Below are 23,695 nucleotides of genomic sequence, written 5' to 3' on the forward strand. Positions count from 1 at the left end.
AGGTTGTTGCGTGATCATGAGGAGGCTTACACTTTGGGATGAAGGTGTCTTTCATGAAGCATTGGCGTGTAGAACTTCTCTAGGAGGGGATAGGTATGATGAGGTTGCGCGAAGCGTTTAAAGAACAGTTTTTGATCGGGGCCGCCGTCAATCCAGTGACGTTGGACTCGCAGCGTGATTTGCTTATCGAGCATTTCAACAGCGTGACTGCCGAAAATGAAATGAAATTCGAAAGGTTGCATCCTGCGGAGGACCGGTATACGCTTGAGGCGGCAGACCGTATGGTGGCCCTGGCTAAAGCCAACGGCATGGGAGTAAGGGGCCATACGCTGGTGTGGCACAATCAGACGCCGACATGGGTGTTTGAAAATGAAGACGGCAGCCAAACGGATCGGGTGACGCTGCTGGCCCGCATGAAATCTCATATCAACACGGTCGTATCCCGTTACCGGGGAGAACTCTATGCTTGGGACGTGGTGAACGAAGCGGTATCCGACAGCGGCAGCGAGTTGCTGCGGCCTTCGAAGTGGCTCGATATCATCGGCGAGGATTTCATCGCCAAGGCGTTTGAGTACGCCCATGAAGCCGATCCGGAGGCGCTGCTGTTCTACAACGATTACAACGAGGCCGATCCGGTGAAAAGCGAGAAAATCTACACGCTCGTCAAATCGCTGCTTGAGCAGGGGGTACCGATCCACGGTATCGGGCTTCAGGCGCACTGGAGCCTGTATCACCCGTCGCTGGATCATATCCGCGTGGCGATCGAGAAATACGCCAGTTTGGGCGTGAAGCTGCATATTACGGAGCTGGACGTTTCGATGTTTGCGTTCGATGACCGGCGGACCGACCTAACGGCTCCAACGGAAGAGATGCTGGCTCTTCAAGCGGAACGTTACGGTCAATTTTTTCGGTTATTCCAAGAATACAGCGAATATATCACTTCCGTCACTTTTTGGGGCGCTGCCGATGATTATACCTGGCTGGACCATTTCCCTGTACGGGGCCGAAAGAATTGGCCATTCTTATTTGATGCGAAGCATCAGCCCAAACCGTCTTATTCGGAAGTGCTGAAGACAGTGGGCTTGACTCTTTAGGCAAGGCAGTTTTTCATTGGAATGGTGCTTGTACAAGCACCATTTTTTTTCGTGTTAACGGCAGCTGCACCAGCTTTTCATTAAGGTGATACCGTTTGATGGGAATTGAAGGTCATCCGGTATGCGGTCGGCGAGAAGCCGGTCGACTCCTTGAAAATTCTGGATAAGTAGGAGATATCGGATATTCCGATCCGGTCGCCGATTTCAGATAACGGGAGGTTCGTCGTCACAAGCAGCAGTTTTGCTTCCTCCAGCCTTCTTTTCTTGATGTATTGGATCGGGGAAATCCCGAACTGGCGTTTAAATACACGGATGAAATAGTTGGGATGCAAATGAGCCTTTTCTGCCAAGTCCGCAATGGTCAGGTTGTGACGGTAGCTGCTCTGAATATACGAAATCACCTGCTCGAGAGGTTCGGGCTCCGTCGAGCCATGGAGGCTGACCTCGGAGGAAACCGCATGCTCAATATAATAAGAAACCAATCTTAGCATGGCTGATTTCACAAGCAGCGGACCGCTAATGGAAGCCGCAGCATCGCTGTCGAGCAATTCGCGGAACAGCCGGATCGCATCGCTGTCATTTTTTGTGTCCACATACAGTGGGGTTTGAATCAGGTCAAAGAGATTGCGGTCTCCAATCCGAGCCGTAAAATGGCACCAATATTTCGTGTATCTGGGCCCTGAAGTGTAAGAATAGGACTGTTTCACGCCATGAGGCATAAGAAACCATTGTCCGGGTTTTGGACGGAATTCCGAATCGCCGATTTTCAGCCATCCCTCCCCGTCACAGATCAAATAAAACTTGTTAAAGTCCGGCGTATAGTCGAGCTCCCGCCAATCCGTCCATACCTGGTTATATCCCATCGATGAGACCCGTACGTCCAGATTTTCCATATACAGCCTTGCTAGTGATTGGTTGCTCATATATATTCCCCGTTCTATATAGAGTAGATAATTTTATCCAACAGAAGGTTAGGATTCTGTATTCATTCATGGTATGAGGATTGCTAGGATTAAATCAATTCCTGATTCGAGCAAAGGAGGCAATACCGATGAACTGGAACGAAATCGCCGCAGGCCCCTATCAACCTACCTTTGAGTCCCTCCGCCAATTCGAATGTCCGGAGTGGTTCCGGGACGCCAAGTTCGGGATTTGGTCGCACTGGGGCGCCCAGTCCGTACCGATGTACGGAGACTGGTATGCACGGAACATCTACATCGAAGGTTCGGAACAATACCGATACCATGTCCGTCACTACGGGCACCCATCGAAATTTGGCTATAAAGATCTTGTGCAGCTGTGGAAAGCGGAGGCGTTTGACCCGGATGCCTTAATGGACTTATACACGGCAGCCGGGGCCAAATATTTCGTGGCGCAGGCGATGCACCATGATAACTTCTTCAATTATGATTCTAGCATCCATCGCTGGAACTCGGTCAATATGGGACCCAAAAAAGATATTGTCGCTCTGTGGAAGGATGCCGCCGCACGGCGTGGGCTGCCTTTTGGCCTAACGGAGCATCTCGGCGCCACATTCAGCTGGTTTCATTGGAATAAAGGCAGCGATAAGGAGGGGCCATATGCCGGCATACCTTACGATGGGAACGATCCGGCGAATGAGGATTTGTACCTGCCCAATAAGGAACACCATCAAGGCAGGATACAGGCTGATTCGATTGCGCCTTGGTATACATCCAATCCATGGTGGCATCGTCACTGGTTTTCCGTGATGAAGGAAATCATTGATAAGTATCAGCCGGATCTGCTGTACTCGGACGGCGGGCTGCCGTTCACACCAGGCTACTGGGAAAAGCCGGAGCTGTCCCTGGATGATCCCGCCTACGAGGCTGGACTGCGCGCTGTCGCACACCTGTATAATACGAGCGCGGCGATTCATGGCGGCGTGAACCGTGCGGTCTATAACCAGAAGGATCGGCGAAAAGAAATATACGCGATAGGCGTGCTGGATATCGAGCGGAGCCAAGAGCCTGACATTAAGCCTGAGCCGTGGCAGACCGACACATGCGTAGGGGACTGGTTCTATAATGTGAGGTCTGTGTATAAAAAGCCGGGGCATGTCATCGAAATCCTGGTCGATATCGTTTCTAAAAACGGCAATCTTCTCTTGAATATTCCGCAGAAGCCGGATGGTACAATCGACGACGAGTGCACGCATATCCTCAGGGAGATGGCCGAGTGGATTCGAGTCTGCGAAGAAGGAATATTTGGCACCCGCCCATTCCGCGTGTCAGGCGAAGGCCCTTCACAGGTGGTCATTGACCATTTCACCGAAAACAAAGTGGAATGGACAGCGGCAGATTACCGATTTACGCAGAAGGGGAATATGCTCTACGCCTTCCAAATGCGCTGGCCGGAGGATCGTCTGGCCGTCATTCGTACGTTGACCCCGGCTGACAAAGTAAAGTCCGTGCGGCTGCTGGGGGTGGGCGATGTACCGTTCGAACAGCCTTACGGAGCTCTGGTGGTTTCCCTTCCGGAGCATAGGCCGACAAATCATGCCCACTGCCTGGCTATTGAGCTCGGGTGACACGCCGATGATCCATTTGGACCGGCATCGCTGGCTGAGTTAGGCATATAATCAGTATAAAAATATAATACTCGTTGGATTACGCCCTGCGGCTGTTATAATGATGCCGTGGGGCGTTTTTAATAACCATTGTTAAGGAGATGATGACGATGAAAGCGCTGAAGCTAAGGCCTTTTGTTCCGTCCGGTGAGAATTACCCGCTTGCTGTGCAGTTCTATGAGGATTTGGGATTTGAAAAAATCTTCACCAGCGATGAGCTTACGATTTTCCGGATGGACGAAACGGAATTCCATTTACAGAACTATCAGAACGCTGAATTGCAAATGAACTATATGCTGGAGCTATGCGTCCAGGATTTGGATGCGTGGTGGAGCCATCTTCAACACTCCGGTGTCATCGGAAAATACGGCGTGAAAGCCAAGCCTCCTGAAATCCAGCCGTACGGCAGACGCGCCATCCACCTGCTGGATCCCGCCGGTGTTCTCTGGCATATTACAGAAGTCTGAACCCGGCCGAGTTGGAAAGGTTAGACGCAGCTGATGACTTTTGCAGAGAGGAGGAAGATGACATATGGACGGTGATACGAAGCAAATCTATCTGATCTCCGGTCCGCTCGGGGTTGGAAAATCGACAACGTCGAAAGAACTGGCGCGACTCGTGGAACGCTGTGTGCTGATCGAGGGCGACGATTTACTCCACATGCAGATGACGGAGCCTGCCCCGACATGGGAGGAACGTCTGAGCTTGGCCTGGATGAATATCCTTTCGGTCACCAGAAACTTTATCCAAAACGATTTTCACGTCGTGATCGACTTTGTCGTCGAAGATGAATTCGAGTGGTTCTGCCGGCAGATCGCCGATTTAAACGTACAGCTCAAATATGCGGTACTGCACGCAGACGAAGAAACGATAGCGGAGCGGCTCCATAAGAGAGGGGATATCCATTCACTGGACCGGTCACTGTTTTTGCTAAATAAACTGAAGTCAGCAGCAGACAATGCGGATTATCTTGTGGATACGAATCAAAAGGATCCGGCCGAGACTGCCGCAGGAGTGATCCAACATGACAGGTTTCACGTTCATATTGGAATGTAACGGAAAGCATGGTTAAACAACGGCTGCCGCAGGGATAGACTGCTATTCTTCAAGTCTTCGTCGGCCGCCGTTTTGTTGTGCCCGAAAGTGTCTGAACAGGCAAATGCTGATGCATAAAAAAAGGGGTTGACAATAACTGTTAATCACCGCATAATGACATTGACTGACTGAGTCAATCTAATTTACGGGACTTCGTATTTTTTTGGAATATTATTGACTGAATGAGTCAATCTAAACTAGGGAGGAATCATTTTATGGTTACCAAGGCGAACACAAGCAAAGCCATCGTCATCGGTGGAGGTATGGCGGGACTCATGACCGCACGCGTGCTCTCGGAACATTTCAAAGAGGTACTGATCGTCGAAAATGATGCCTATCCGACAGGGCCGGACGTCCGGCCGGGAACGCCTCAGGCATTCCATCCGCATCGCTTTACGGCGCGGGGGAAAGCGGTCATCGAACGCCTCTTTCCTGGATATGAGCAGGATATGATCGCGAACGGCTGCCCGTCTTCCCTGAACAAAAACGCGTATTTTATGAACCAGTACGGCACCCTGGAAATGAAGTACGACCGGGATGATCTTAAATTCAGCAGAGCGATTCTGGAGTGGGTCATCCGCCAGCGGACGGCAGCCATTTCCAACGTGAAATTTCTGACGAAACACCAGGTGACGGGGTTGTTAACGAGCCCAGACGGAACCGAGGTAATGGGGGTGCAAGCCAGAGACCGCGAGCAGTCCGGCAAGGAGAAAGCCCTGATGGCCGACCTGGTTATTGATACGAGCGGGCGATCTTCAAAGCTGTCGGGCTGGCTTACGGATCTGGGCTACGAGGTTCCCAAGCCGGATCTGTTGAAAGTTTCGCTCGGGTACAGCACCCGCCGCTATAAAGTACCGCCGCATCTGACTCATTTGATCGATGAATGGGATGTCATCAATATTCAAGGGCAGCCTGCGAGCGGTACGTATACAAGTGTTTTCTCTTTTATCGAAAACGATACGGCAGAAGTGCTGCTCGCCCGTCCGGGCGGGAATTACCCTCCGACGGATTCCGCCGAATTCGAGAGCGCCTTGGAGCAGCTTCCGAGCCCGAAAATCGCAGAACTCGTCCGCGATTTCGAACCGATGGCGTCACCCAGACCTTTCCGCGTTCCGGAATTGTACTGCCATCGATACGAACAGATGCCGCAGTGGCCGCAAGGCTTGCTGGTCTTGGGAGATGCTTACTGCATCTATGACCCGATCTTCGGTCAAGGGATGACGGTCGCGGCCATCTCTGTCGAAATCCTGGAGGCTTGTCTGCGGGAACAGCGCGATGAGAAGCGGCCGGATTGGGAGCAAGGCGTGCTTCACCGAATCAAGGAGGCCATCGAGCCGGCGTTCTGGCTGAACTGTACGGCCGATCTACGGTGGAAGGGGGTCGAATACCATGGGGCGGATTCGGGGAAGGGGAACGCCTTCAACCGAGAATATATGGAGCTGTTCCTGAGATATGCGGTCAGCAAACCCGATTGGAAGTTCTATGGACTCTATTGGGCGGTCAATACGTTAGCGGTTTCCCCCCGAAACATTTTCAACCCTGAAACAGCGGTCCAAGTGTTAACTGATTCGGAAGAAGGTAGGGAACTGCTCTCCAGTCTTACAGCGGACAACAGCCAACCCGTGGAAACGATTCTCGAAGAAATGCTTCCGCAGTTCCCGGAATCGGCGTTCGAGCTGGTCAGACCATAGCGATAGCCAAGATGGATTTGATATACTGGTAGAAAAAACGGTAGCTTCCGGTAAAGGGGTTCTTGACATTGGCACCATTAAACGAAGAGCAATTGCACCAAATTCGCGATGAACGAAAAGAACAAATCAAGGCGGCAGCGCTTCAGGTGTTTGCCCGCAAAGGCATCCTCAGCGCAAAAATGAGTATGATCGCGGAGACGGCAGGCATCAGCAACGGGCTGCTGTACCATTATTTTAAATCCAAAGACGAATTGTTCACGTCGCTCGTTCAGGAGGCGATGGCCGAATCGGAAGCGGCGCTGCGCAGTATCTATGACATGCCGGGAACGCCGCTCGAGAGAATCAAGGCGTTAACGGCTGAAATCCTAAATGAAGGCGGCGCGCCGTATTTCATGCTGATTCACCAGTCCATCACGTCCGACGGCGTGCCCGAGCAAGTCAAGCAGCTTCAACAGGAATATTCCATGGATTCCTCTGTCGATATACTGCTTCCGTTATTCAAGGAGGGGCAGCAGGCAGGGGAATTGGTGGAAGGAGATCCCCGGGAACTCATCGCTTGTTACTTATCTGTCCTCTCCGGCGTAATGGTCGTCAATTCGAATGGAAGCGGGGTATATCGAATTCCGAAGGTCGACATGCTGATGGGGCTGATTGCCCGGAAATAAACGCAGTTTGTACAGCGTGAAAAAACTCTTTCCAACCCGTCTATCAAGGCGGTTGGAAAGAGTTTTATGATGTGTTCTCCGTATTCAAGAACAGCAATCCGTTTCTACCTCTAACGCTGCCTGCTTATCCAGCTCCATACTGGGCGAGATACTGCGGATACGAGCGGAGATGGACCGCTTTGGCTTTGCGCTGGGCCTCTTCCCGATGTTCCGGGACCTCCTCCGACTCGACGTAATCGGCCAGTACGTCAATGACGTCGTCCAGCAACTTTGCCCGAAAATACAGCTCAAGCCGCTCGGCAACCGCATCTCCTGCCGCCACCAGAACGCGTTCCCTCCAAACCGGCCATGATGGGCCATGCCTTAGCGGCCATAACATAACCGAATAGTCCATCGCCGCATCTCCCTGGCCGGAAAGATCGTCCCAGTCGATGATCCGAAAGCTGTCCTTGCCGCAAGTCAGCAGGTTGTTTCCGTTCAGATCGTTATGAACCACATCGCGCGCAGGGAGCCCAAAAGCGGGAGTATGACGGACGGTTTCCCTCAGCCTTTCGATCTCTTCTCCAAACCACAAAAGGGTCTCATCCGACACGAAGTCCCGCAGCAGCTCCCGGGATCCGCGGATTCCTTCCAAGTCTTCCGTAAACCTGGATATGTACTCATCTTCAAAGGCATCCGCAAAAGTGCGGGCTTCCGCTTCAGACAGCATTCCGCGAAGAATGCCGTCGTGATGCAGCCTGGAGGCGGTCTCGATGACGCCCGTCAGAATAGCTTCCGAATTCGCCGCTTCCGCCAGCGGGACCGCATCCTCGATATATTCGAACACAAGGCCGTATGGATACCCTTCTACGATCTCTCGGTCAATCCTGTGGACCAGCTTGGGTGCGGCGTAGTGTTCGGCAAGATAATCGCTGACGCCCGCCCACTGCTGCAGCCGCTCGCTCCGATCGGGCGGAGCCAGCTTAACGTGAAGCCGCGTGCGGCCGTCCGACAAGCGGAGAGACAAATTGCCGAAGCCTCCCGGATTATAGATGTATGAAGCCTGGATATGATGGGGATCTAAGCCGATCGCACCGGCATTCGCCGATGCCCATTTTTCGATGAGTCGTTCTGCCAGCCTTACATTCATAACAGCCTCCTGCCTCCTTGCTTTCTTTTGGGATATACCGGATATTGTAGCATGGAATGGGTCCGATTACCCGGCTGTCAAGAAGCAGGAAAAAACCATTCGTTCACGAATGGTTTTTAATATGTTAACGACGCTGCCGCTGCGGGTCATTTTCCCCTGTTTGTAAAAATACTTTGACAAAGGGGTTATGCTCGGTTCGATTAAAGGATGAGGACAGCAACAAAAATTCGGATCATGGGGTGAAAACAGGTGAATCAGCAACCGAAGTATGTAGCCCATCGGGGGCTTAGTATGCAGGCGCCTGAGAATACCGTCGCGGCTTTTGAACTGGCGGGCCGGTCGGGGTTCTGGGGCATCGAATGCGATACCTATTGCACAACGGACGGCCGCTGGATTGTCCATCATGACCGTACCGTCGACCGGATGACGAACGGAACGGGGAGGACGAAGGATTTCGCGTTTGCCGAGATCCGCGAACTGAGCATCACCTCCGGAAATGGGATCAGCGATTATTCCGGCCTGCTAATCCCGACGCTGGAGGAAGTGTTGTCCGTCTGCGTCAAATACGGCATGCACGCATTTGTCGAGATTGAGGAATACCACCAAGATCGCGATCTGGAGAGGCTCGTTGAGCTGGTCCGCGGCTCCGGCATGATGGGGCAAATGAGCTTCATCTGCTTCAATGCCAACGATCTGTTAAAGGTGCGTGCCATCGATCCGGCGGTGCCGCTCGGCTTTTTATCAGCCAACCCGCCAAGCGCTGCAGACCTCGAGCTCATCGGCCGGCTTCAGCCCGCTTTTCTGGATTACGACTACCGTTCGACGACGCCGGATGACGTACGATACTGCAGCAGGGCTGGAGTTGACGTGTCGATCTGGACTGTAAACGAGCGGGAGATTTCGCGGCCGTTTGAGGAGGCGGGTGCGGCCTATATTACGACGGATACGATTTTGTGGGATTGAAAGAGGAGTCTCATTTTAATTATAAAAAGGAATCCTCAACCCCCATGTGGAAACTACTAGGCAGATGAATAACCGAAAGAGAGGAATATCGCGATGATGCCGGCTCAGGACCTACTGAATCCAAAAGCTTACCCGATGCAAAGTTTACATCTTTGCTCCATGCAGAGTCTATATGACAAACAGCGGCGGTTGTTTTGCATGGAGCCTTATCTATTAACCGCATCATTTTCAATTCATTAGCAGGATGTTTGTCATGCAGGCTTTGCTACCTTACCATCTGCAACTCACTTAGATGAAAGGGCGAAGCCAATGAAATATGTATCTGCGAGCGACATTTTACCTGAACAGCTGCTTCAGGAAATTCAAAAATACGTCCAAGGCAGGACGATCTATATTCCTTCTCCGGAGGATGGCCGCAAAAAATGGGGCCAGCTTTCGGGACAGCGGGATTATCTGCGGAAACGCAATCTGGAGATCAGGCAATCGTTTCGTAAAGGAAATGGTGTGGAGCAGCTCTCCCAGTCCTATTGCCTCGCTGAAGAAACGATCCGGAAGATCGTATACCAGAAAAATTAATGCCAGGGGCTTGCGTGTGATCAACAACCAACGCGAGCCCCTTTTTGTATCCTAAATGGTTATGTGTATTCTCTGCATATTGTTTCAAAGCGCCAACCGATATACTTTACGGTAAAAGATAAAAGGCTCTTTGAGGAGGATCCAACATGGCAGAAATAACGGTTGAATTAAGCAGGCGTGATACACAATTGATCATCTACAATCTCTACCCCCTGTATCTTCACGATTTAGCAGGGATCCGTAACGTGCTTCCCAATCGGTATGGCGTCTTTGAAGACAGTGATGCCTTTCAAACGCTTCAGCAGCAAATGCCCGAGTTTGATATTTGGTGGGAAAAAGAGGAGTGCCTTTTTCCTTTTTTGATTCGGGTCGACGAAGTGCCCGCAGGATTCGCATTGATTGCCACGCCGCCTTATGTGGAGGATGACAGCGACTTTTTGGTGAACGAATATTTTATACTGCAGCCTTTCCGGGGTCAGGGGGTTGCCGAGGAGGCCATTACCCAAATCTTCAACCGGTTCCAGGGAAAATGGCTGATCTACACGACTCCGACAGAGAGGAATTCAAGGACCATTCATTTTTGGAGAAAAACCCTGGCGCGTTATACAAACAACAGGTTCACTGAAGAGGACAAGGAACTGCGGGCTGAGATCGGGGCGGCAAAGGTGTTCAATTTTACAAACAAATAAGTAGTCAGGCGGCTGATCGATAAGATCGGCTGTTTTTTTGTTCTAATTCATGGCTGTTGCGATCCACCAATGGGTCCGATTCTACGAGAGGGAAAATCTTTTTTGCCGCACTTGTATACATATGCACCTACCCAAACGTTGTACTGCTTGGAGGGAGGTTGAAAGTGGATAATGATCAGATGCTGCGGCTGATGCAGGATAAAATGAAACAGATTCAGCGGTACCTGATTCGCCTGGGGGCAAGCAGGGCTGACGCCGAGGATATCGTCCAGGACGCGGTGTATAAAGGTCTCCTGTATATTGATTCCATTGGGCCTGATAAATTTTCGGCGTGGCTGTATCGGGTCGCACTCAATCGATATTACGATATGCTCCGAAAACGCAAACGAATCGAGATTTCGATGGAAGAGGCGACGGTGGAAGGCAGTGAAATTCCAGAGGAAATCCTGCTGCGAAAGGAACGGAGAGAAGAGATCGAAAAGGTGATGGAAGAGCTGACTCCGATCTATAAACAGCTGCTTATTTTAAAATACGAACTAGGTTTTAGCTATAAAGAAATCTCTGAACTCATAGCCATTCGCGAGGAGAAGGTGAAGACGTACTTATATCGGGCACGCAAACTATTTCAGAAAAAATATGGAGGACTGCATGATGAACGATAACGAATCCAGCTTTGATGATGGGGCGAAGCTGTCGGCTCTCGTCAGGAAGGCACGCCGCAGAACGATGCTGAGGAACGCAATCATATCGTTGGGAATTACGCTATTTATCCTTGCGGGAGGGTGGTTTGCGAATTTACAGCTGCAGTACAGGAGCTCGGAACATGCGATGCGTGATATTGAGATGCTTAAAGTGATCAGTGGTCCCAACCAGTATATAATTAGTTTCCAATTTAACTACGGCTTTCTTCACGGTACACTCGGGTATCGGACATATAAGCTTGTGGATGGAGTCCCGGTCATCTGGGGGGAAGAAAACTACGAGTTCAGTTCCTGGGGAAGTTTCTCTTTGCCTCCCGGCGACTATTCAGACCTGTCGCTTCTTGACCCAGATATGGAGGCCAAAGGATTTCATTATTCACGTCCCTATAACCGCTATAATGGCGAGAGAGAGATGCTGTTCTATCTTCCGATTGTAAAATATGCGAACTATCTTAACGAGCTTCCGCAGCTTAAGGACATGGATGGACGGAAGCGGGTTGAAATGGGCATTTCTTTTGATAAAAATTATACGATGAAGCAGATCAAGTCGATGCTTCCGCCAGGCGTCCATCCTGTATGGTATTGGGTAGACACTTACTCGGATATGAAGCCATATACGGCCGCTAAAATGCCTGATGGATCCGTTATTGATCCGTTTCCCGACTGGGCGAGCAGCGTATACGGTTTTGGAGTTCATCCGGATCGTAATGATGTTTCTGAAAAGGATTTTCTTAGCGCACTGGAATACGGAGTGCATCACAATCGAAAATATAAGCAGGAATTTAAGCGGATTTATGATTATTTACGCAAGGATAAAGAACAACCGGAAACAAGCGACGTGCGCCTGTTTGGCGTTGTCGTGACGGGAACGGCCGAAAGCCTGAAAGCTTTGCAGGGTCAGCCCTATGTAAAAGCAGCCGTCATGGGTGCAACCGTCGACAGATGAATGAAGTGTCCCGACTTAATCAGGAAAAGAAGGTATCCGCTAAGTGCGAACGGCTGCCTTCTTTTTAACTCATGGGATCAAAAATAGCATTTTGTGATCGTTTCTATTTTTTGCCGGATATAAGCTACAGCCTCGATAGGCTCCACGATTTTTGCTTCTCCCCCTAAGGGCCAAATCAAATCTGCAAAAAACGCGATCTTTTGGGCTGGAATCCGCATGCGTAAAGTCCCACTTCCATCTTCATGAACTGCTATGTGAGCACTGAACCAGACGTTGGTTTCAAGCGAACGTACGCCTTCTTCTGTTAATTCGACGATCAAATCGCACTGCTGATTAAAGCGGGTCAAATCCGGTGTGATCCAATCAAATACCGATCGTCCGCTCAGATCCTGCCGGTCAGGAGAGGCATCGTTCAAACTTGCTGAGCTGATTCGGTCTGCGCGGAAAAGCCGGTAGGTCTGGCGGAGGAAGCAATAGGCCGGACAATACCAGTATCCTTCGTTCGCATAGAGGCCGACGGGCTGGATATCTCTTTGTGTGACGCCATCGCCGGATTTATACGCAATGGTCACGACGCTGTCGTTCATGATCGCTTGCAGCAGGGTCTGGAGGCAGTCAGCGGACATCGTCCGATGAGGATTCCAAATGACCACCCGATTTCGCAGCCGGTCGATCTGCTCTTTCGTATCGGCAGGCAAGTAGTGATAAAACTTGTGAATCGCTGCAGCCGCACTTTCGTCAAAGGGAACGGAACCAAAGTACTGCAGGGATTGGCAGGCAAAAAATACGGCGACCGCTTCGTTCTCTGAAAAGGCAATCGGCGGAAGCATCCGTTCTTGAAGCAGCCGGTAACCGCCGCCGCGCCCCTGTACGGAATAGATCGGAAACCCTACCTCGCTCAGTTCCTGCAAATCCCGGGTAATCGTCCGCGGAGACAAGCCGAACTCGTCGGCGAGCTCCCTGACCGTAAACGACCTTTTGGCGTTAATCACCATCATTAACTGAATCAAGCGCTGTGATTTGATCAATACACGCTCATCCCTCGCCACATATTTTTCTTCCATATTATCACATAAAATAAGCCAAGTTCTGACTTATTTAGGTGTTATATTCATGCTCGTAATGATCCTCTGCCCCGAAGAAAGGATGAGAGAAATGAATCCGGAAGTATCCCGCATCAAGGATTTGCTGTTTGAAGAGATGGAGCTTGCGCTCACGACGACCACCTCGCTGCTCTCCATGATCGAGGAGGAGCACTGGGAGTATCGTCCTCGCGAGAACATGCGGAGCTTAATCGAGCTTGCCCGCCATCTTGTTCAGGTCCCCGAGCAAGAACTGGCCATTTTGCAGGAACAACCCATGGAGCAGGTTAGAAGTCTGGTCATGTCCGTTATGCATGTAAAAGACGCAGCCGCCCTGTCAGAGGTCATGCATCGCGGAGTCTCAGCGTTAAAAGACTACATGAACGACTTGGATGAGGCAGACCTGCTGCACAAATCGACCGCCCCTTTTTTTGCCAAGCACCAGCCGTCTGTCCAGATCAAATGGTTGATCGAGATTACGACACATATCTATCACCACCGCGGCCAAATGTTTACCTATATGAAGCAGCTTGGCATCCCGGTTTCGATGTACGATCTGTACGGACCGGCGTCAAAGTCGTGGACGTTATGAACCATAGGCGGGAAATAGTTGTGCAGATGGAACAGTGTAGAAGAAATAAAAAACCGGCACAAAGTGTGCCGGTTCCATGCAACGCCGGGTTGCTAAAAAAGCCATAGATACATAATAGTCTATAAAAAAATTGAAAATAAGTCTATTCCTTTTTTGGGATAGATTGTATGTTATATAAGCGACCGCGGCGCAAATACGTTAAGGGAGATCCTTCATGGAGCCATATTATTGGGATGGTCAAATCGAGTATTTAAAAAGGTCTACTGCCTTGTATTATAACGATGATTATATTGATTTTCTGATTCATCGCGTATGGAACATTGTTGATCCCGTTCGAATCGTAGATTTTGGATGTGGTTATGGGCATTTGGGGCTCCGATTGCTGCCTCTGCTGCCAGCCGGTTCGGAATATGTCGGTGTCGATGCCGGTGTTAAGCTGATAGAGCATGCAAGAGAGCTCTTTCGAAATCTACCATACCGGTCGGAGTTCATTGCCGCGGATTTTAACTCAGTATGCTTTGATGAGGAATTTGATCTTGCCGTATGCCACGCGGTACTGCTGCATATGAACGACCCGCTTAGCACGCTGAAAAGAATGAAAGCTTCTGTCAAACCCGAAGGAAAAGTTGCTGCATTCGAGCCTCATTGGATCGGAAATAGTGCAGGTTTCCACTTGGATGGCATTGATCAGTCCACGGTGATTCCATTGGGGCAGTTGCAGGAGTTGTTTGAGCGAGACTTGAAACGCACCGGTAAGGACGGAAACATCGGAATCAAGCTGCCTTTATACTTCAATCGGTTGGGATTACGTAATGTCCAATGCCGGTTGAGCGATAAAGTAAACATTTATGATCCCACAGCGAAGATAGGTGCCGATATTTATGAAGCTATGCAGTTCAGTAGCCCGGGGGAGCGTTCAGCATTTATTGATATCCTGTTAGAGAGAGGAATGTCAATGGAAGGGGCCATCCGACAATATGAATGTGAAAATGCAATGTCGGAGTTATTTACCTCATCAACAGCGGCCACCTATGCAGCGGGTATGAAAATCACCTTCGGAACGGTGTGAGTGATAATCCACACAATAAAAACTATGAAGCAGATCAAAGCAGCGGATCCCAACGATCGGCTGCTTTTTTTCGCTAACCGTTCCGGATAACCTCATTTTATAACGCACTGTATGGTACAATTTGGAATTATGAGAACATCTTTGGGGAGGTAACATGCGCTTAAAAGCATGCATATTGATCATCTTATTCGTCTTAACGGGATGTTTTGCAGAGAGTAAGGAAACGACGTCACCTGAGAGGGAATCTAGCCCTGCCAAAATAGAGCTGGTACCCGTTGATTTGTTTAAGGGGGAGGCAGCCAAGTTTCAGCCATTCGTCGGGGCGATGTCCGGTGCATTTAAACTGAAATATGAAGGGAGCAAGCCAAACGCTAATTTGGACATAGACATTTGGAAGGACGGTCAGAAAGTAGATTCTATAGGCTGGATAGGGGATGTGTTTTACAGCCCGGATGAGCAAAGCAATAACGAAGTAGAAGTGATTATATCCATTGACACGGTAACCATGGGGGAGAAGGACGAGTCTGCAATCATAAAGGTCAGCACGATTGGCCGCTCAGGATCTAGCCTACTCACATTTCAGATTCCTTGGGACAAAAAGCTGACGGCCCGAGGATTGATCCAGGATGCGGAGCCGCGTTCGTTTAGGGCCGATCAGGCCGTGCATGTGTTTGGCATGCAAGCCACAAGCTCTAATACCATGCGTACATCGGATCTTTCAACGGAATCGTTAAGCCAAACGAAGTGGGCACTCGTATTCACCTTACAGTTTGAAGAGTAATAACCTTTAAGGTAAAGTTCTAGCGTGTTTCCTCATTTCTTATGAAACTTTATATTCACAAGGAGAAATCATGGACCCCCAAATAAAATTAATGTTCCTGAACGAGCATGCCGCAGAAGGTGCTGCCCGGTTTGGCGTTAGCCCAAAGGAGCTGACTTTCATCGGAGGCTTTCAAAACTTTATTTATTCCTACATAAATGGCGATTCAAAATATATCCTCCGTTTCACCCCGAGCACGCTTCGCACATGGAAAGGACTTGCGGCTGAGATCGAATGGATTCGTTATCTTTCGGAGAATGGACTGCCTGTCTCAGAACCAGTATCTTCAATTGACGGGAAAGACATCGAACGGGTGCAAGGAAATGCCATTGATTTCTACGTGACGTCATTCAGGCACGCGAGTGGTCGTAAAATCGGGTACCCGGAGTGTTTAGGAAACGCCCTGCTTTATGAACAATGCGGACGCATCACCGGCCATCTTCACGAACTGTCGAAGCGTTATAAGCCAATTCTCAGAAGACATACTTGGAAGTCTAATGAATACCTCTTGCAAGCCAAAAATGTGCTGCCCTCAGAACATCAACCGATACTTCAGGCCCTGGATGAGCTTAAAGCACAGCTGGCTGTCCTGCCAGCTTCGGAGGATCAATTCGGGTTGATCCACGGGGATATTAATGTCGGGAATTTTATGGTGGATGAAGCTGGAGGAATCACACTTTTCGACTTCGACGAATGCCAGTACAGCTGGTATGTCGAAGACATCGCCGTCCAGCTTTATTATTTGCTGTATGTTTATGGGGAGGATTCGAAATCCGAGCGGAAAGCGCAGTATGAACTTTTCGTTAAACATTTCGTGCGTGGCTATACCGAGGATGGGCGTACTATGCCTGATGGCTGGAAAGACCATCTGCCGCTCTTCCTTAGACTGCGTGAAATCATTGTATTCGTCGGTATGCACCGGAGCTGGGATTTACGTGAACCGGACGATTGGACCCGCGATTTTTTGCAGGATAGTCGGATGCGAATCACGAATGGAATTTCCTTAATCGATGAGTTCAGTCCGCCACATGCATGATAACCACTGTCACGCAATATAGCAGCTACATTTCTGCCGGCTGATTTTAATAAATCGGCCGGCTTTTTTGCGCGAAAAAAGCGAATAGCTATATCACTCGCCCCGTACGAACCTCGGCAAAAGGATATCCAGCTTTAGCACCCGATCAGGATCAATGGGTAGACAGAACCAACAAAATCATTTATGTTATTACTTATTAAAAGTATTTTAATAAGTCCGGAAGGGGAGGTTGGCGGCAATGAATCCCGTGACGCACAATACGATGCGAGTCAAAAAGATGAATCAGGAGCTCGTGCGGCAAGCGCTCAAATCGATGAAGCAGGGTACCAAGTCGATGGTGGCGCAAATGACCGGATTAAGCGTGGCGACCTGCGGCAGCATTCTGAACGAAATGCTGGAGACCGGTGAACTGCTCGAGCTGGATCGGGAGGAATCGAGCGGCGGCCGTCCGGCCAGACTGTATCAGTATAATGTGAACTATGCTTATATCGCCTGCGTGATCATCCGGGCCGGCGTGAAGGAGCACTCTCTCACGTACAGGGTTGCCAACCTAGCCGGTGAAGCGGTAGAGGAAGGGCAGCGGGAAGCGGGCCGGATCGATGTTGCAGCGATTGAGAAACTGATCGACGGGCTCATCTCCCAATACCCGCAAATCCGGGCGGTTGGGATCGGCGTTCCGGGTGCTGTTTATCAGGGCGTCATCAATGTCAGCGATATTCCTGAACTGACTCATGCCCCGCTGGAGGCGATCATTCGCGACAAGCACGGGATCGAGGTCATTCTGGAGAACGACATGAACTCGACCGTGTACGGCTTTTACCGGAAGCAGGAATACGACAGCGAGAAGTCGATTGCAGTCGCAACGTTTCTCGAAGGGAGCTTGCCGGGCGCCGGGCTAATCGTCGATGGGCATATTCATCGGGGGAATACCCGCTTTGCCGGTGAGATCGCCTTCTTACCGTATGGCATTTCGCAGGCGGAGCAGCTGCGGCAGCTGCACGACCGGGAGACTTTCCATTCTCTGGCTGCGCATGCGGTGTCCAGCCTGATTGCGATCATGAACCCGGAGACGATCGCTCTGACGGGAAGTCTGGTGCAGGCAGATGATATCCATCTGATCCGCCAGGAATCCCTGAAGTATATCCCGGAGCTGCACATGCCGCAGCTGGCGCTGCTGGAGCATCCGGATGAGGACTACATGTACGGGCTGACGACTATGACGTTGGAAAGCCTGGCTTATTCCCTGCAGTTGGTAGAGAAACGGAGGTGAGGGTCAGCCTAATGACATCTGTGAAAAGTAAACCGCATCCGGGAACGGTCCGGAATATTCTGTTTCTGCTGTTTGCCCTGCCGGGACTATCCTTTGCGTCATGGGTCTCCCGCACGCCTGACGTTCGGGACACGCTTCAAGTCTCCACCGCCGGGATGGGGATGATTATATTTGCGATTGCCGCCGGCTCTTTGTTCGGTCTGCTTACGTCAGGTTCGATCGTAGCCCGGAAAGGCGCACGATTTGTCATCCTGATCAGCTCTTTGCTGATTGTGGTTGGCTTCGTCGTTGCGGGAATCGGTACGTCGCTGGCTTCGGTCCCTGTGGTTATTATCGGCCTAATTATTTTCGGCAGCGGCTATGGTACGGCGGAGGTTGCGCTCAATGTGGAGGGCTCAGCCGCGGAAAAGGCGTTGAACCGGACGCTCTTACCGGCGTTTCACGGCTTTTTCAGTGTGGGGACGCTTGTGGGCGCAGCACTCGGCGCTGCCGCGGTCGCCATCCATCTTCAAGTGATGGTCCATTTCACGATCCTTGCCTTAATTATGGCGGCAGCTGTGCTCTATAGCTGGCGTTATCTGCCTGAGGAGTCTGGGAAGGAACCGGCGGGTGCTGGAGCACCTAAAGGATCGGCGCTTCAGCAGCAGTTAAGGATGTGGACGGAGAGGCGCAGCTTGCTGATTGGAGTCATCGTTTTGGGCATGGCGTTTGCCGAGGGTTCCGCCAATGACTGGCTGCCGCTGACCATGGTGGATGGCTACGGGGTGAGCTCGCTGACAGGTTCATTTATTTACGGATTGTTCGTTGCGGCGATGACGCTGGGACGGTTTACGGGCGGATGGGTTCTGGACCGTTATGGCCGGGTGCCGGTGTTATCCGGATGTGCCGTGGCGGCCATTTTCGGATTATCGCTGGTGATCTGGGGGCCGAATGACGTTGTGGCCTCCATAGGCGTTGTCCTGTGGGGACTTGGAGCTTCCCTTGGTTTTCCGGTCGGACTGTCGGCGGCGGGGGATGATCCTCAAGGCGCTGCTGCAAGAGTCGGAGCCGTGGCGACTACAGGCTACATCGCTTTTCTGGTGGGCCCGCCTGCGCTTGGCTTTCTTGGAGAGCATTTCGGGTTATTGCACGCACTGATCGCGGTGCTGATCGGCATTGGGATCGCAGGTTCTCTATCTAGAGCAGCCAAGCCCGTGCAGCTGCACCAAACATTACATCAAGATGAGAGGGGACTTCACTCCTAAGATGAAAACAGAAAAACAAAAGATGCTGGACGGCGAATTGTACGTCGCTGCCGACCCTGAATTGACGCAGGAGCGGGCATATGCCCGGCAAATGACCCGCATGTACAACCAGACGACCGAAACGGATGAAAAATTGCGGCTGAAAATCCTGAAGGAGCTGCTCGGTTCAACCGGGAACTTCCTGGCGATGGAGCCCAACATCCGCTTTGACTATGGCTACAATATTCACGTCGGTGAGCATTTCTACGCCAACTTTGACTGTACCATCTTGGATGTGTGCGAAGTGAGGATCGGGGACAACTGCTTGTTTGGGCCCGGGGTTCACGTCTATACCGCGACTCACCCGGTGGATCCGTACGAAAGGATCAAGGGACCGGAATATGGCAAACCCGTAACGATCGGCGACAATGCATGGGTCGGCGGGAGGGCGGTCATCAACCCGGGCGTAACGATCGGCAACAACGTCGTCATCGCTTCCGGAGCAGTCGTGACCAAGGATGTTCCGGACAACACCATCGTGGGAGGCAATCCGGCGAAAGTCATTAAAACGATCGAAGCCTAAGTTGTGATAAAAAAAGAATCGCCCGAGCGGAGAACGGCCGCCGGGCGATTTTTACATACCGTTAAAAGAGTTATCTCAGAGAGATGCCCATATGAACACATCCCGTCGATTTAAGCTTAGTTGCTTATGGGGGAAAAGTGATCTTCGAGTTTCACATTCGAGAATTTGGCAAAGTTTAATTGCTCGATCGCATTGGCCACATCGTTGCTGTCCACGGCAAAACCGACATAGACCGAATCCTTCATCGCGATGGTTCTCTGACCGATCGGCTTCCATTCCTTGCCGTCCGTCGATCCGTAGGCGTAGAAGGTGTCGCCATTCCGGCCGAGCTTGAGCCAGTAGCCCTGCTCGACGCCGCCGATTTTGAACGGAATGTCGGGAACCAGCTGAATACCGGCTTCCTGCGCGCTGGATGCGCTGTCCAATGTTTCGGTCAACGGATCAAAGCCTGAGCCCTGCTGATCTCTTCCCGTTAGATAAGCCGACCAGCTTGTTTCTTTGGACAGCTTCACCCAGGATAATCCAAGGGCTGCAGTGGCGCTGTTATCTTGCAAATCTTCGCGGATCATCAGTCCGGTAAAGGCGTGATTGTCAACGGCTCCGATGGCTTCCAGCTTCGCGGTGAACTCCATGTCTCCGGTCATTTCCTTATATACAAAATGAAAATCGTCTTTCGCAGCATCGTATTCCGGCGATTGCTTGGTGCTTCCTTCGCTCGTTCCCAGCTTGCCGTTGCCTTTAACGGTGATCACGCCGTCCGTCAGACTTCCGGTTCCTTTAATGTCCGGGAAGCCGATATCGGCCGATGCCCAGCCTGCATCAGCCAGCGAGCGCGGGGCCGTGTTGACATGGATGGTGGCTGCGGTCGTTTGGGCCGCATTTCCGTCCGTGTCCGTCACTCTGGCCGAAATATTGTAGGAAGCATCCTGAAGGCCCTTGATGGTATACACATAGGCGCCGCCTTTTTTCACCGCTTCTCCAAGGTACTGCGATCCGTTGTATACGGCCACATTGTTGATTTTATTTCCGAATTTGGAGGAGGCTTTGACGTTGACCTCAATGTCCTCTCCCAGTGCAAACTGTGCATTGTTCAGCGGCGCCTCAAGTGTGGCATCCGGATTTTCGGCCGCATGGTCCATGTCGGCCAGGCTGTTGAGATACAGCTCAAGCCAGGTGTAGCCCGTGTCGGTTACCGTCTTATAGGCATCATGAATGCCCCAGATGTTGTTTTTCTTCTCCCATTGGTCGTCGATTCCGTTCCGATTCGTATCAAAATCGGTGCCGTGCTGCTCCTCGATCACGCCGAATGGGGTGACATACCCGCCAACCTCGTTTTCGGTGTTGATGTATCTGCCGAGGCCCAGCTCCACTTCCGCGACGATTCTTGCGTCGATGGCGTCGCGGCGCGGGTAGGTGGCTCCAGCCTTCTGCAAAATGGCCTTCAGCAGCGGCTCGTTCGCTTTTTCCACGCCATGCTGCACGTAATCGTCAAACGCCGGATTGGTCACCCCGTGATTGACTCCCGTGCTGTCCGCAGAGAGATACGGTTTGGACGCAAAAGACGTCGACTGGTCTCCGCTGGTGTCACCGGAGCTTTTCACCAATGGGGACGATCCGTCGAGCCATCCCGTCAGCTTGCCGTTGATCCGGTTCCCGGCGATGTAGAAGCCGCCAAGCTTTTTGGATTCGCCCGCATCGATGACCCGGTCGGTTACATTATCCCGTGTGCCTGGACCGGCGATTTCGATATTGTTCATATAATTCGTAAAGGTGAACCCTCCGCCGTAGGTGCCGTTAAAGCCCCAGTTATAGATCACATTGTTGGAGAGCTGCACGACCGCCACGTGATCGGCATCCGCCGCGCCGGCATACCCGCCGCCGAGCCTTGGGTTCCGGGAAGTATGGCTGGCATACAGATTGTGATGGAACGTCGTTTTGTCTCCGCCGGCGATGCCGCCGTAGCCGTGTCTGCCTTTGGAATGCCCGGACAGGGTGAGGCTCTCCGAAATGAGGGACCATTGGACGGTGCCGTTTTCGCCCCTGTACAGCGACAGCGTTTCATCGGTATTCCAGCTGAAGGAGCAGTGGTCAATGATAAAATAGTTATTGTCCCTGCCCCAGAGCGCATCCATCGAATCGCTGCCGTTGTACACGTTGGTCGCCCCCGGCCGGAAGGAGAGGTACCGGAGGATAATGTTCTCCGAGTTGCTGATGTTGGTGTCCCAACCTGCAAGGGTAATGCCGTTGCCCGGCGCGGTTTGCCCGGCGATGGTCAGGTTTTTAATGTTTTTGAACAGCAGGGAGCTTTCCAGCTCGATCGTTCCGGATACGTTAAAAACAATCGTGCGGCCTTCTTTCGGCGTGGACATAATCCCATAGCGAAGCGATCCCGGGACCGCCTTTTCGTTGGCGCCGTAATCCTCCAGGGTGGTGACGATATAAACGTCGCCCCCGCGGCCGCCGCTGGTATAAGCCCCGCCGCCTTCCGCACCCGGAAAAGCGGGAATCGATGCACCCGCAAACTTCTGCTCATCCGCCGACTGAGCCGAAACCGAACCGGAATGCGGCATTCCCGCAAATGGAAGCGCTACCATAATACTCAACACAACAGCCATGCTTTTCATTCCTTTGTTCTTCTGTTTCATCCGCTTGCCGTGTAACATAAATGCACCCCTTACTGTTCGATTTGTCATTCGATCACACTTCCTCCCTTCAACGGCATATAGAGCAGGAAGCCTGGCGGCATTCTGTGTTTTCCGCTCCATGGAGCCGCTTACTGCTCTTACTTTAAATCTTTTGGGCTGCTTTTACCTGCCAAAAACGAATTTTTTTGTGCCAGAAGTTGCGACCGGTGCTTGTGCAGATACAGACATCCGTATTATCTTTTTCATAACAAACCATGCTTGGCTGCCAGGGTTCACATCAGACTGAAACGGGGGATCGAAATGAAAATCAAATACCAGCACAGGGACCCGCAGTTTCATTTATTCATTTCAACCAATAATACCTATCCTCTGCATCTGCATAAAAACGTCGAAATTGCCATGGTCCTGTCCGGCGACATCCGTGTCCACATCGATCAACAAGAGTACGTCCTCTCCGAAGGGGACATGGCGATCATTTTCCCTAATCAGCCGCACGGCTATCAAACGATTGACCACAGCCAAATCCTGCTGATCTTCTTTGACGCTTCATTTCCGGGAGATTACACAGGAGATTTGCTTCATTATGTTCCGGACCACCCGGTCGTCCACAAACATCCGGTCGTATCAGGCACCCTGACCAGCTTGTACAAGCTGTATCGCGAACCTGGCGACAGCCGATTGCTCAAGGCGTACATTTCGGTATTATTAGGGCATGTGCTGCCGCTGCTGTCCCTGAAAAGGGTGGATTATACGAAAGATATGGATCTCTTCCAAAAGATCCTTGCTTATATCGACCTTCATTTTCTGGAGGCCATCAACTTGGACACGCTTTCCAAAAAACTCGGGATCAGCAAGTTCCTCATTTCGCGAATTTTCTCCGAGCAGTTTCACGTCTCGTTCCGCGATTATATCAACGGCCAGCGGGCGGCCTACGCCCACATGCTGCTGCTGTCCACCGCCGATCCGGTCACCGAGATTGCGTTTGACTCCGGCTTCAACAGCTTGCGTTCGTTTTACCGCGTCTTCAAAAAGGAATACGGCATGACTCCGAACGAATTTCGCCGAAGCCTCCTGGAGGGGATGCCTAAGAACGAATCGGCTCGGTGAGTGAAAAAGGCGGGGGCCGGAAGAATGGGGAAATGACTCCCGTGAATTTTCAAAATGCAGTCAAATGTGATATACTGTTTATGGTATAAACATTTTTTTTGAGCGCATAATGGCTTAGGACACTAGGGGGTA

23 protein-coding genes are annotated in these 23,695 nt (G+C 51.3%); 19 read left to right on the forward strand and 4 right to left on the reverse strand.

Annotation, left to right across the window (positions count from 1 at the left end; all coding sequences use genetic code 11):
• Positions 1-95: 95 nt before the first annotated feature.
• Positions 96-1,094, forward strand: coding sequence for an endo-1,4-beta-xylanase (locus GCU45_RS25855; protein ID WP_152401550.1), 999 nt, complete (start codon positions 96-98; stop codon positions 1,092-1,094).
• Between the two features lie 80 nt (positions 1,095-1,174).
• Here the strand turns inward: GCU45_RS25855 and GCU45_RS25860 are convergent, their stop codons facing one another.
• Entirely contained in the window at positions 1,175-2,017 is an 843-nt protein-coding gene (locus tag GCU45_RS25860; protein ID WP_152401552.1) for an AraC family transcriptional regulator, read from the reverse strand.
• Between the two features lie 128 nt (positions 2,018-2,145).
• Between GCU45_RS25860 and GCU45_RS25865 the strand changes: the two genes are divergently transcribed.
• From GCU45_RS25865 to GCU45_RS25885, 5 genes are all read left to right on the forward strand, one after another.
• On the forward strand, positions 2,146-3,642 hold the full coding sequence (locus GCU45_RS25865) for an alpha-L-fucosidase (protein ID WP_152401554.1): 1,497 nt from the start codon (positions 2,146-2,148) through the stop codon (positions 3,640-3,642).
• A 149-nt stretch (positions 3,643-3,791) separates the two neighbouring features.
• Positions 3,792-4,148: a VOC family protein gene (locus GCU45_RS25870; RefSeq protein ID WP_152401556.1), complete on the forward strand. Its 357-nt coding sequence runs from the start codon at positions 3,792-3,794 to the stop codon at positions 4,146-4,148.
• A 64-nt stretch (positions 4,149-4,212) separates the two neighbouring features.
• Positions 4,213-4,737 (forward strand): P-loop nucleotide/nucleoside kinase family protein, encoded by a 525-nt coding sequence (locus GCU45_RS25875; RefSeq protein ID WP_152401558.1) that lies wholly within the window; start codon positions 4,213-4,215, stop codon positions 4,735-4,737.
• Between the two features lie 254 nt (positions 4,738-4,991).
• A complete protein-coding gene (locus GCU45_RS25880; RefSeq protein ID WP_244364271.1) occupies positions 4,992-6,467 on the forward strand; it encodes an FAD-dependent oxidoreductase in 1,476 nt (491 codons plus the stop codon).
• A 68-nt stretch (positions 6,468-6,535) separates the two neighbouring features.
• Positions 6,536-7,132, forward strand: a complete 597-nt coding sequence (locus GCU45_RS25885) for a TetR/AcrR family transcriptional regulator (RefSeq protein ID WP_152401562.1) — start codon at positions 6,536-6,538, stop codon at positions 7,130-7,132.
• Between the two features lie 124 nt (positions 7,133-7,256).
• Here GCU45_RS25885 and GCU45_RS25890 read toward each other — a convergent pair whose 3' ends face one another.
• The gene (locus GCU45_RS25890; RefSeq protein ID WP_152401564.1) at positions 7,257-8,261 is read right to left on the reverse strand and encodes an aminoglycoside phosphotransferase family protein; all 1,005 of its coding nucleotides are present in this window, start codon (positions 8,259-8,261) and stop codon (positions 7,257-7,259) included.
• 249 nt (positions 8,262-8,510) lie between these two features.
• On the opposite strand from GCU45_RS25890, the gene GCU45_RS25895 reads away from it, so the two are divergent.
• The 5 genes from GCU45_RS25895 to GCU45_RS25915 all read left to right on the forward strand — a co-directional run bounded on the left by GCU45_RS25895 (position 8,511) and on the right by GCU45_RS25915 (position 12,136).
• On the forward strand, positions 8,511-9,224 hold the full coding sequence (locus GCU45_RS25895; protein WP_152401566.1) for a glycerophosphodiester phosphodiesterase family protein: 714 nt from the start codon (positions 8,511-8,513) through the stop codon (positions 9,222-9,224).
• 309 nt (positions 9,225-9,533) lie between these two features.
• A complete protein-coding gene (locus tag GCU45_RS25900; protein WP_152401568.1) occupies positions 9,534-9,800 on the forward strand; it encodes a CD3324 family protein in 267 nt (88 codons plus the stop codon).
• A 146-nt stretch (positions 9,801-9,946) separates the two neighbouring features.
• On the forward strand, positions 9,947-10,489 hold the full coding sequence (locus tag GCU45_RS25905) for a GNAT family N-acetyltransferase (RefSeq protein WP_152401570.1): 543 nt from the start codon (positions 9,947-9,949) through the stop codon (positions 10,487-10,489).
• Between the two features lie 164 nt (positions 10,490-10,653).
• The gene (locus tag GCU45_RS25910; RefSeq protein WP_152401572.1) at positions 10,654-11,151 is read left to right on the forward strand and encodes an RNA polymerase sigma factor; all 498 of its coding nucleotides are present in this window, start codon (positions 10,654-10,656) and stop codon (positions 11,149-11,151) included.
• Positions 11,138-12,136 (forward strand): anti-sigma factor, encoded by a 999-nt coding sequence (locus tag GCU45_RS25915; protein ID WP_167527227.1) that lies wholly within the window; start codon positions 11,138-11,140, stop codon positions 12,134-12,136. Before GCU45_RS25910 ends, GCU45_RS25915 begins: the two co-directional genes overlap by 14 nt.
• Before the next feature lie 77 nt (positions 12,137-12,213).
• Here GCU45_RS25915 and GCU45_RS25920 read toward each other — a convergent pair whose 3' ends face one another.
• Positions 12,214-13,164 carry a helix-turn-helix transcriptional regulator gene (locus GCU45_RS25920; protein ID WP_152401576.1) on the reverse strand — a complete coding sequence of 317 codons (951 nt, stop codon included), beginning with the start codon at positions 13,162-13,164 and terminating at the stop codon, positions 12,214-12,216.
• 127 nt (positions 13,165-13,291) lie between these two features.
• Here GCU45_RS25920 and GCU45_RS25925 point away from each other — a divergent pair, with 127 nt between their 5' ends.
• The 7 genes from GCU45_RS25925 to GCU45_RS25955 all read left to right on the forward strand — a co-directional run bounded on the left by GCU45_RS25925 (position 13,292) and on the right by GCU45_RS25955 (position 19,811).
• A complete protein-coding gene (locus GCU45_RS25925; RefSeq protein WP_152401578.1) occupies positions 13,292-13,810 on the forward strand; it encodes a DinB family protein in 519 nt (172 codons plus the stop codon).
• A 214-nt stretch (positions 13,811-14,024) separates the two neighbouring features.
• Positions 14,025-14,879, forward strand: coding sequence for a class I SAM-dependent methyltransferase (locus tag GCU45_RS25930; protein WP_152401580.1), 855 nt, complete (start codon positions 14,025-14,027; stop codon positions 14,877-14,879).
• Positions 14,880-15,033: 154 nt separating this feature from the next.
• Positions 15,034-15,660 carry a hypothetical protein gene (locus GCU45_RS25935; RefSeq protein WP_152401582.1) on the forward strand — a complete coding sequence of 209 codons (627 nt, stop codon included), beginning with the start codon at positions 15,034-15,036 and terminating at the stop codon, positions 15,658-15,660.
• A 70-nt stretch (positions 15,661-15,730) separates the two neighbouring features.
• The gene (locus tag GCU45_RS25940) at positions 15,731-16,735 is read left to right on the forward strand and encodes a phosphotransferase enzyme family protein (protein WP_152401583.1); all 1,005 of its coding nucleotides are present in this window, start codon (positions 15,731-15,733) and stop codon (positions 16,733-16,735) included.
• 238 nt (positions 16,736-16,973) lie between these two features.
• Complete coding sequence (locus GCU45_RS25945; RefSeq protein WP_152401585.1) at positions 16,974-18,005, forward strand: ROK family protein; 1,032 nt, start codon at positions 16,974-16,976, stop codon at positions 18,003-18,005.
• A gap of 11 nt (positions 18,006-18,016) precedes the next feature.
• Entirely contained in the window at positions 18,017-19,249 is a 1,233-nt protein-coding gene (locus GCU45_RS25950; protein WP_152401586.1) for an MFS transporter, read from the forward strand.
• 1 nt (position 19,250) lies between these two features.
• A complete protein-coding gene (locus GCU45_RS25955; RefSeq protein WP_152401588.1) occupies positions 19,251-19,811 on the forward strand; it encodes a sugar O-acetyltransferase in 561 nt (186 codons plus the stop codon).
• A gap of 116 nt (positions 19,812-19,927) precedes the next feature.
• Here the strand turns inward: GCU45_RS25955 and GCU45_RS25960 are convergent, their stop codons facing one another.
• Positions 19,928-22,504 (reverse strand): Ig-like domain-containing protein, encoded by a 2,577-nt coding sequence (locus GCU45_RS25960; protein WP_152401591.1) that lies wholly within the window; start codon positions 22,502-22,504, stop codon positions 19,928-19,930.
• A 252-nt stretch (positions 22,505-22,756) separates the two neighbouring features.
• On the opposite strand from GCU45_RS25960, the gene GCU45_RS25965 reads away from it, so the two are divergent.
• Entirely contained in the window at positions 22,757-23,563 is an 807-nt protein-coding gene (locus GCU45_RS25965) for an AraC family transcriptional regulator (protein ID WP_105443942.1), read from the forward strand.
• Positions 23,564-23,695 lie beyond the last annotated feature (132 nt).

The organism is Paenibacillus cellulositrophicus (genome assembly GCF_009363095.1).
GTDB lineage: Bacteria > Bacillota > Bacilli > Paenibacillales > Paenibacillaceae > Paenibacillus_AQ > Paenibacillus_AQ favisporus.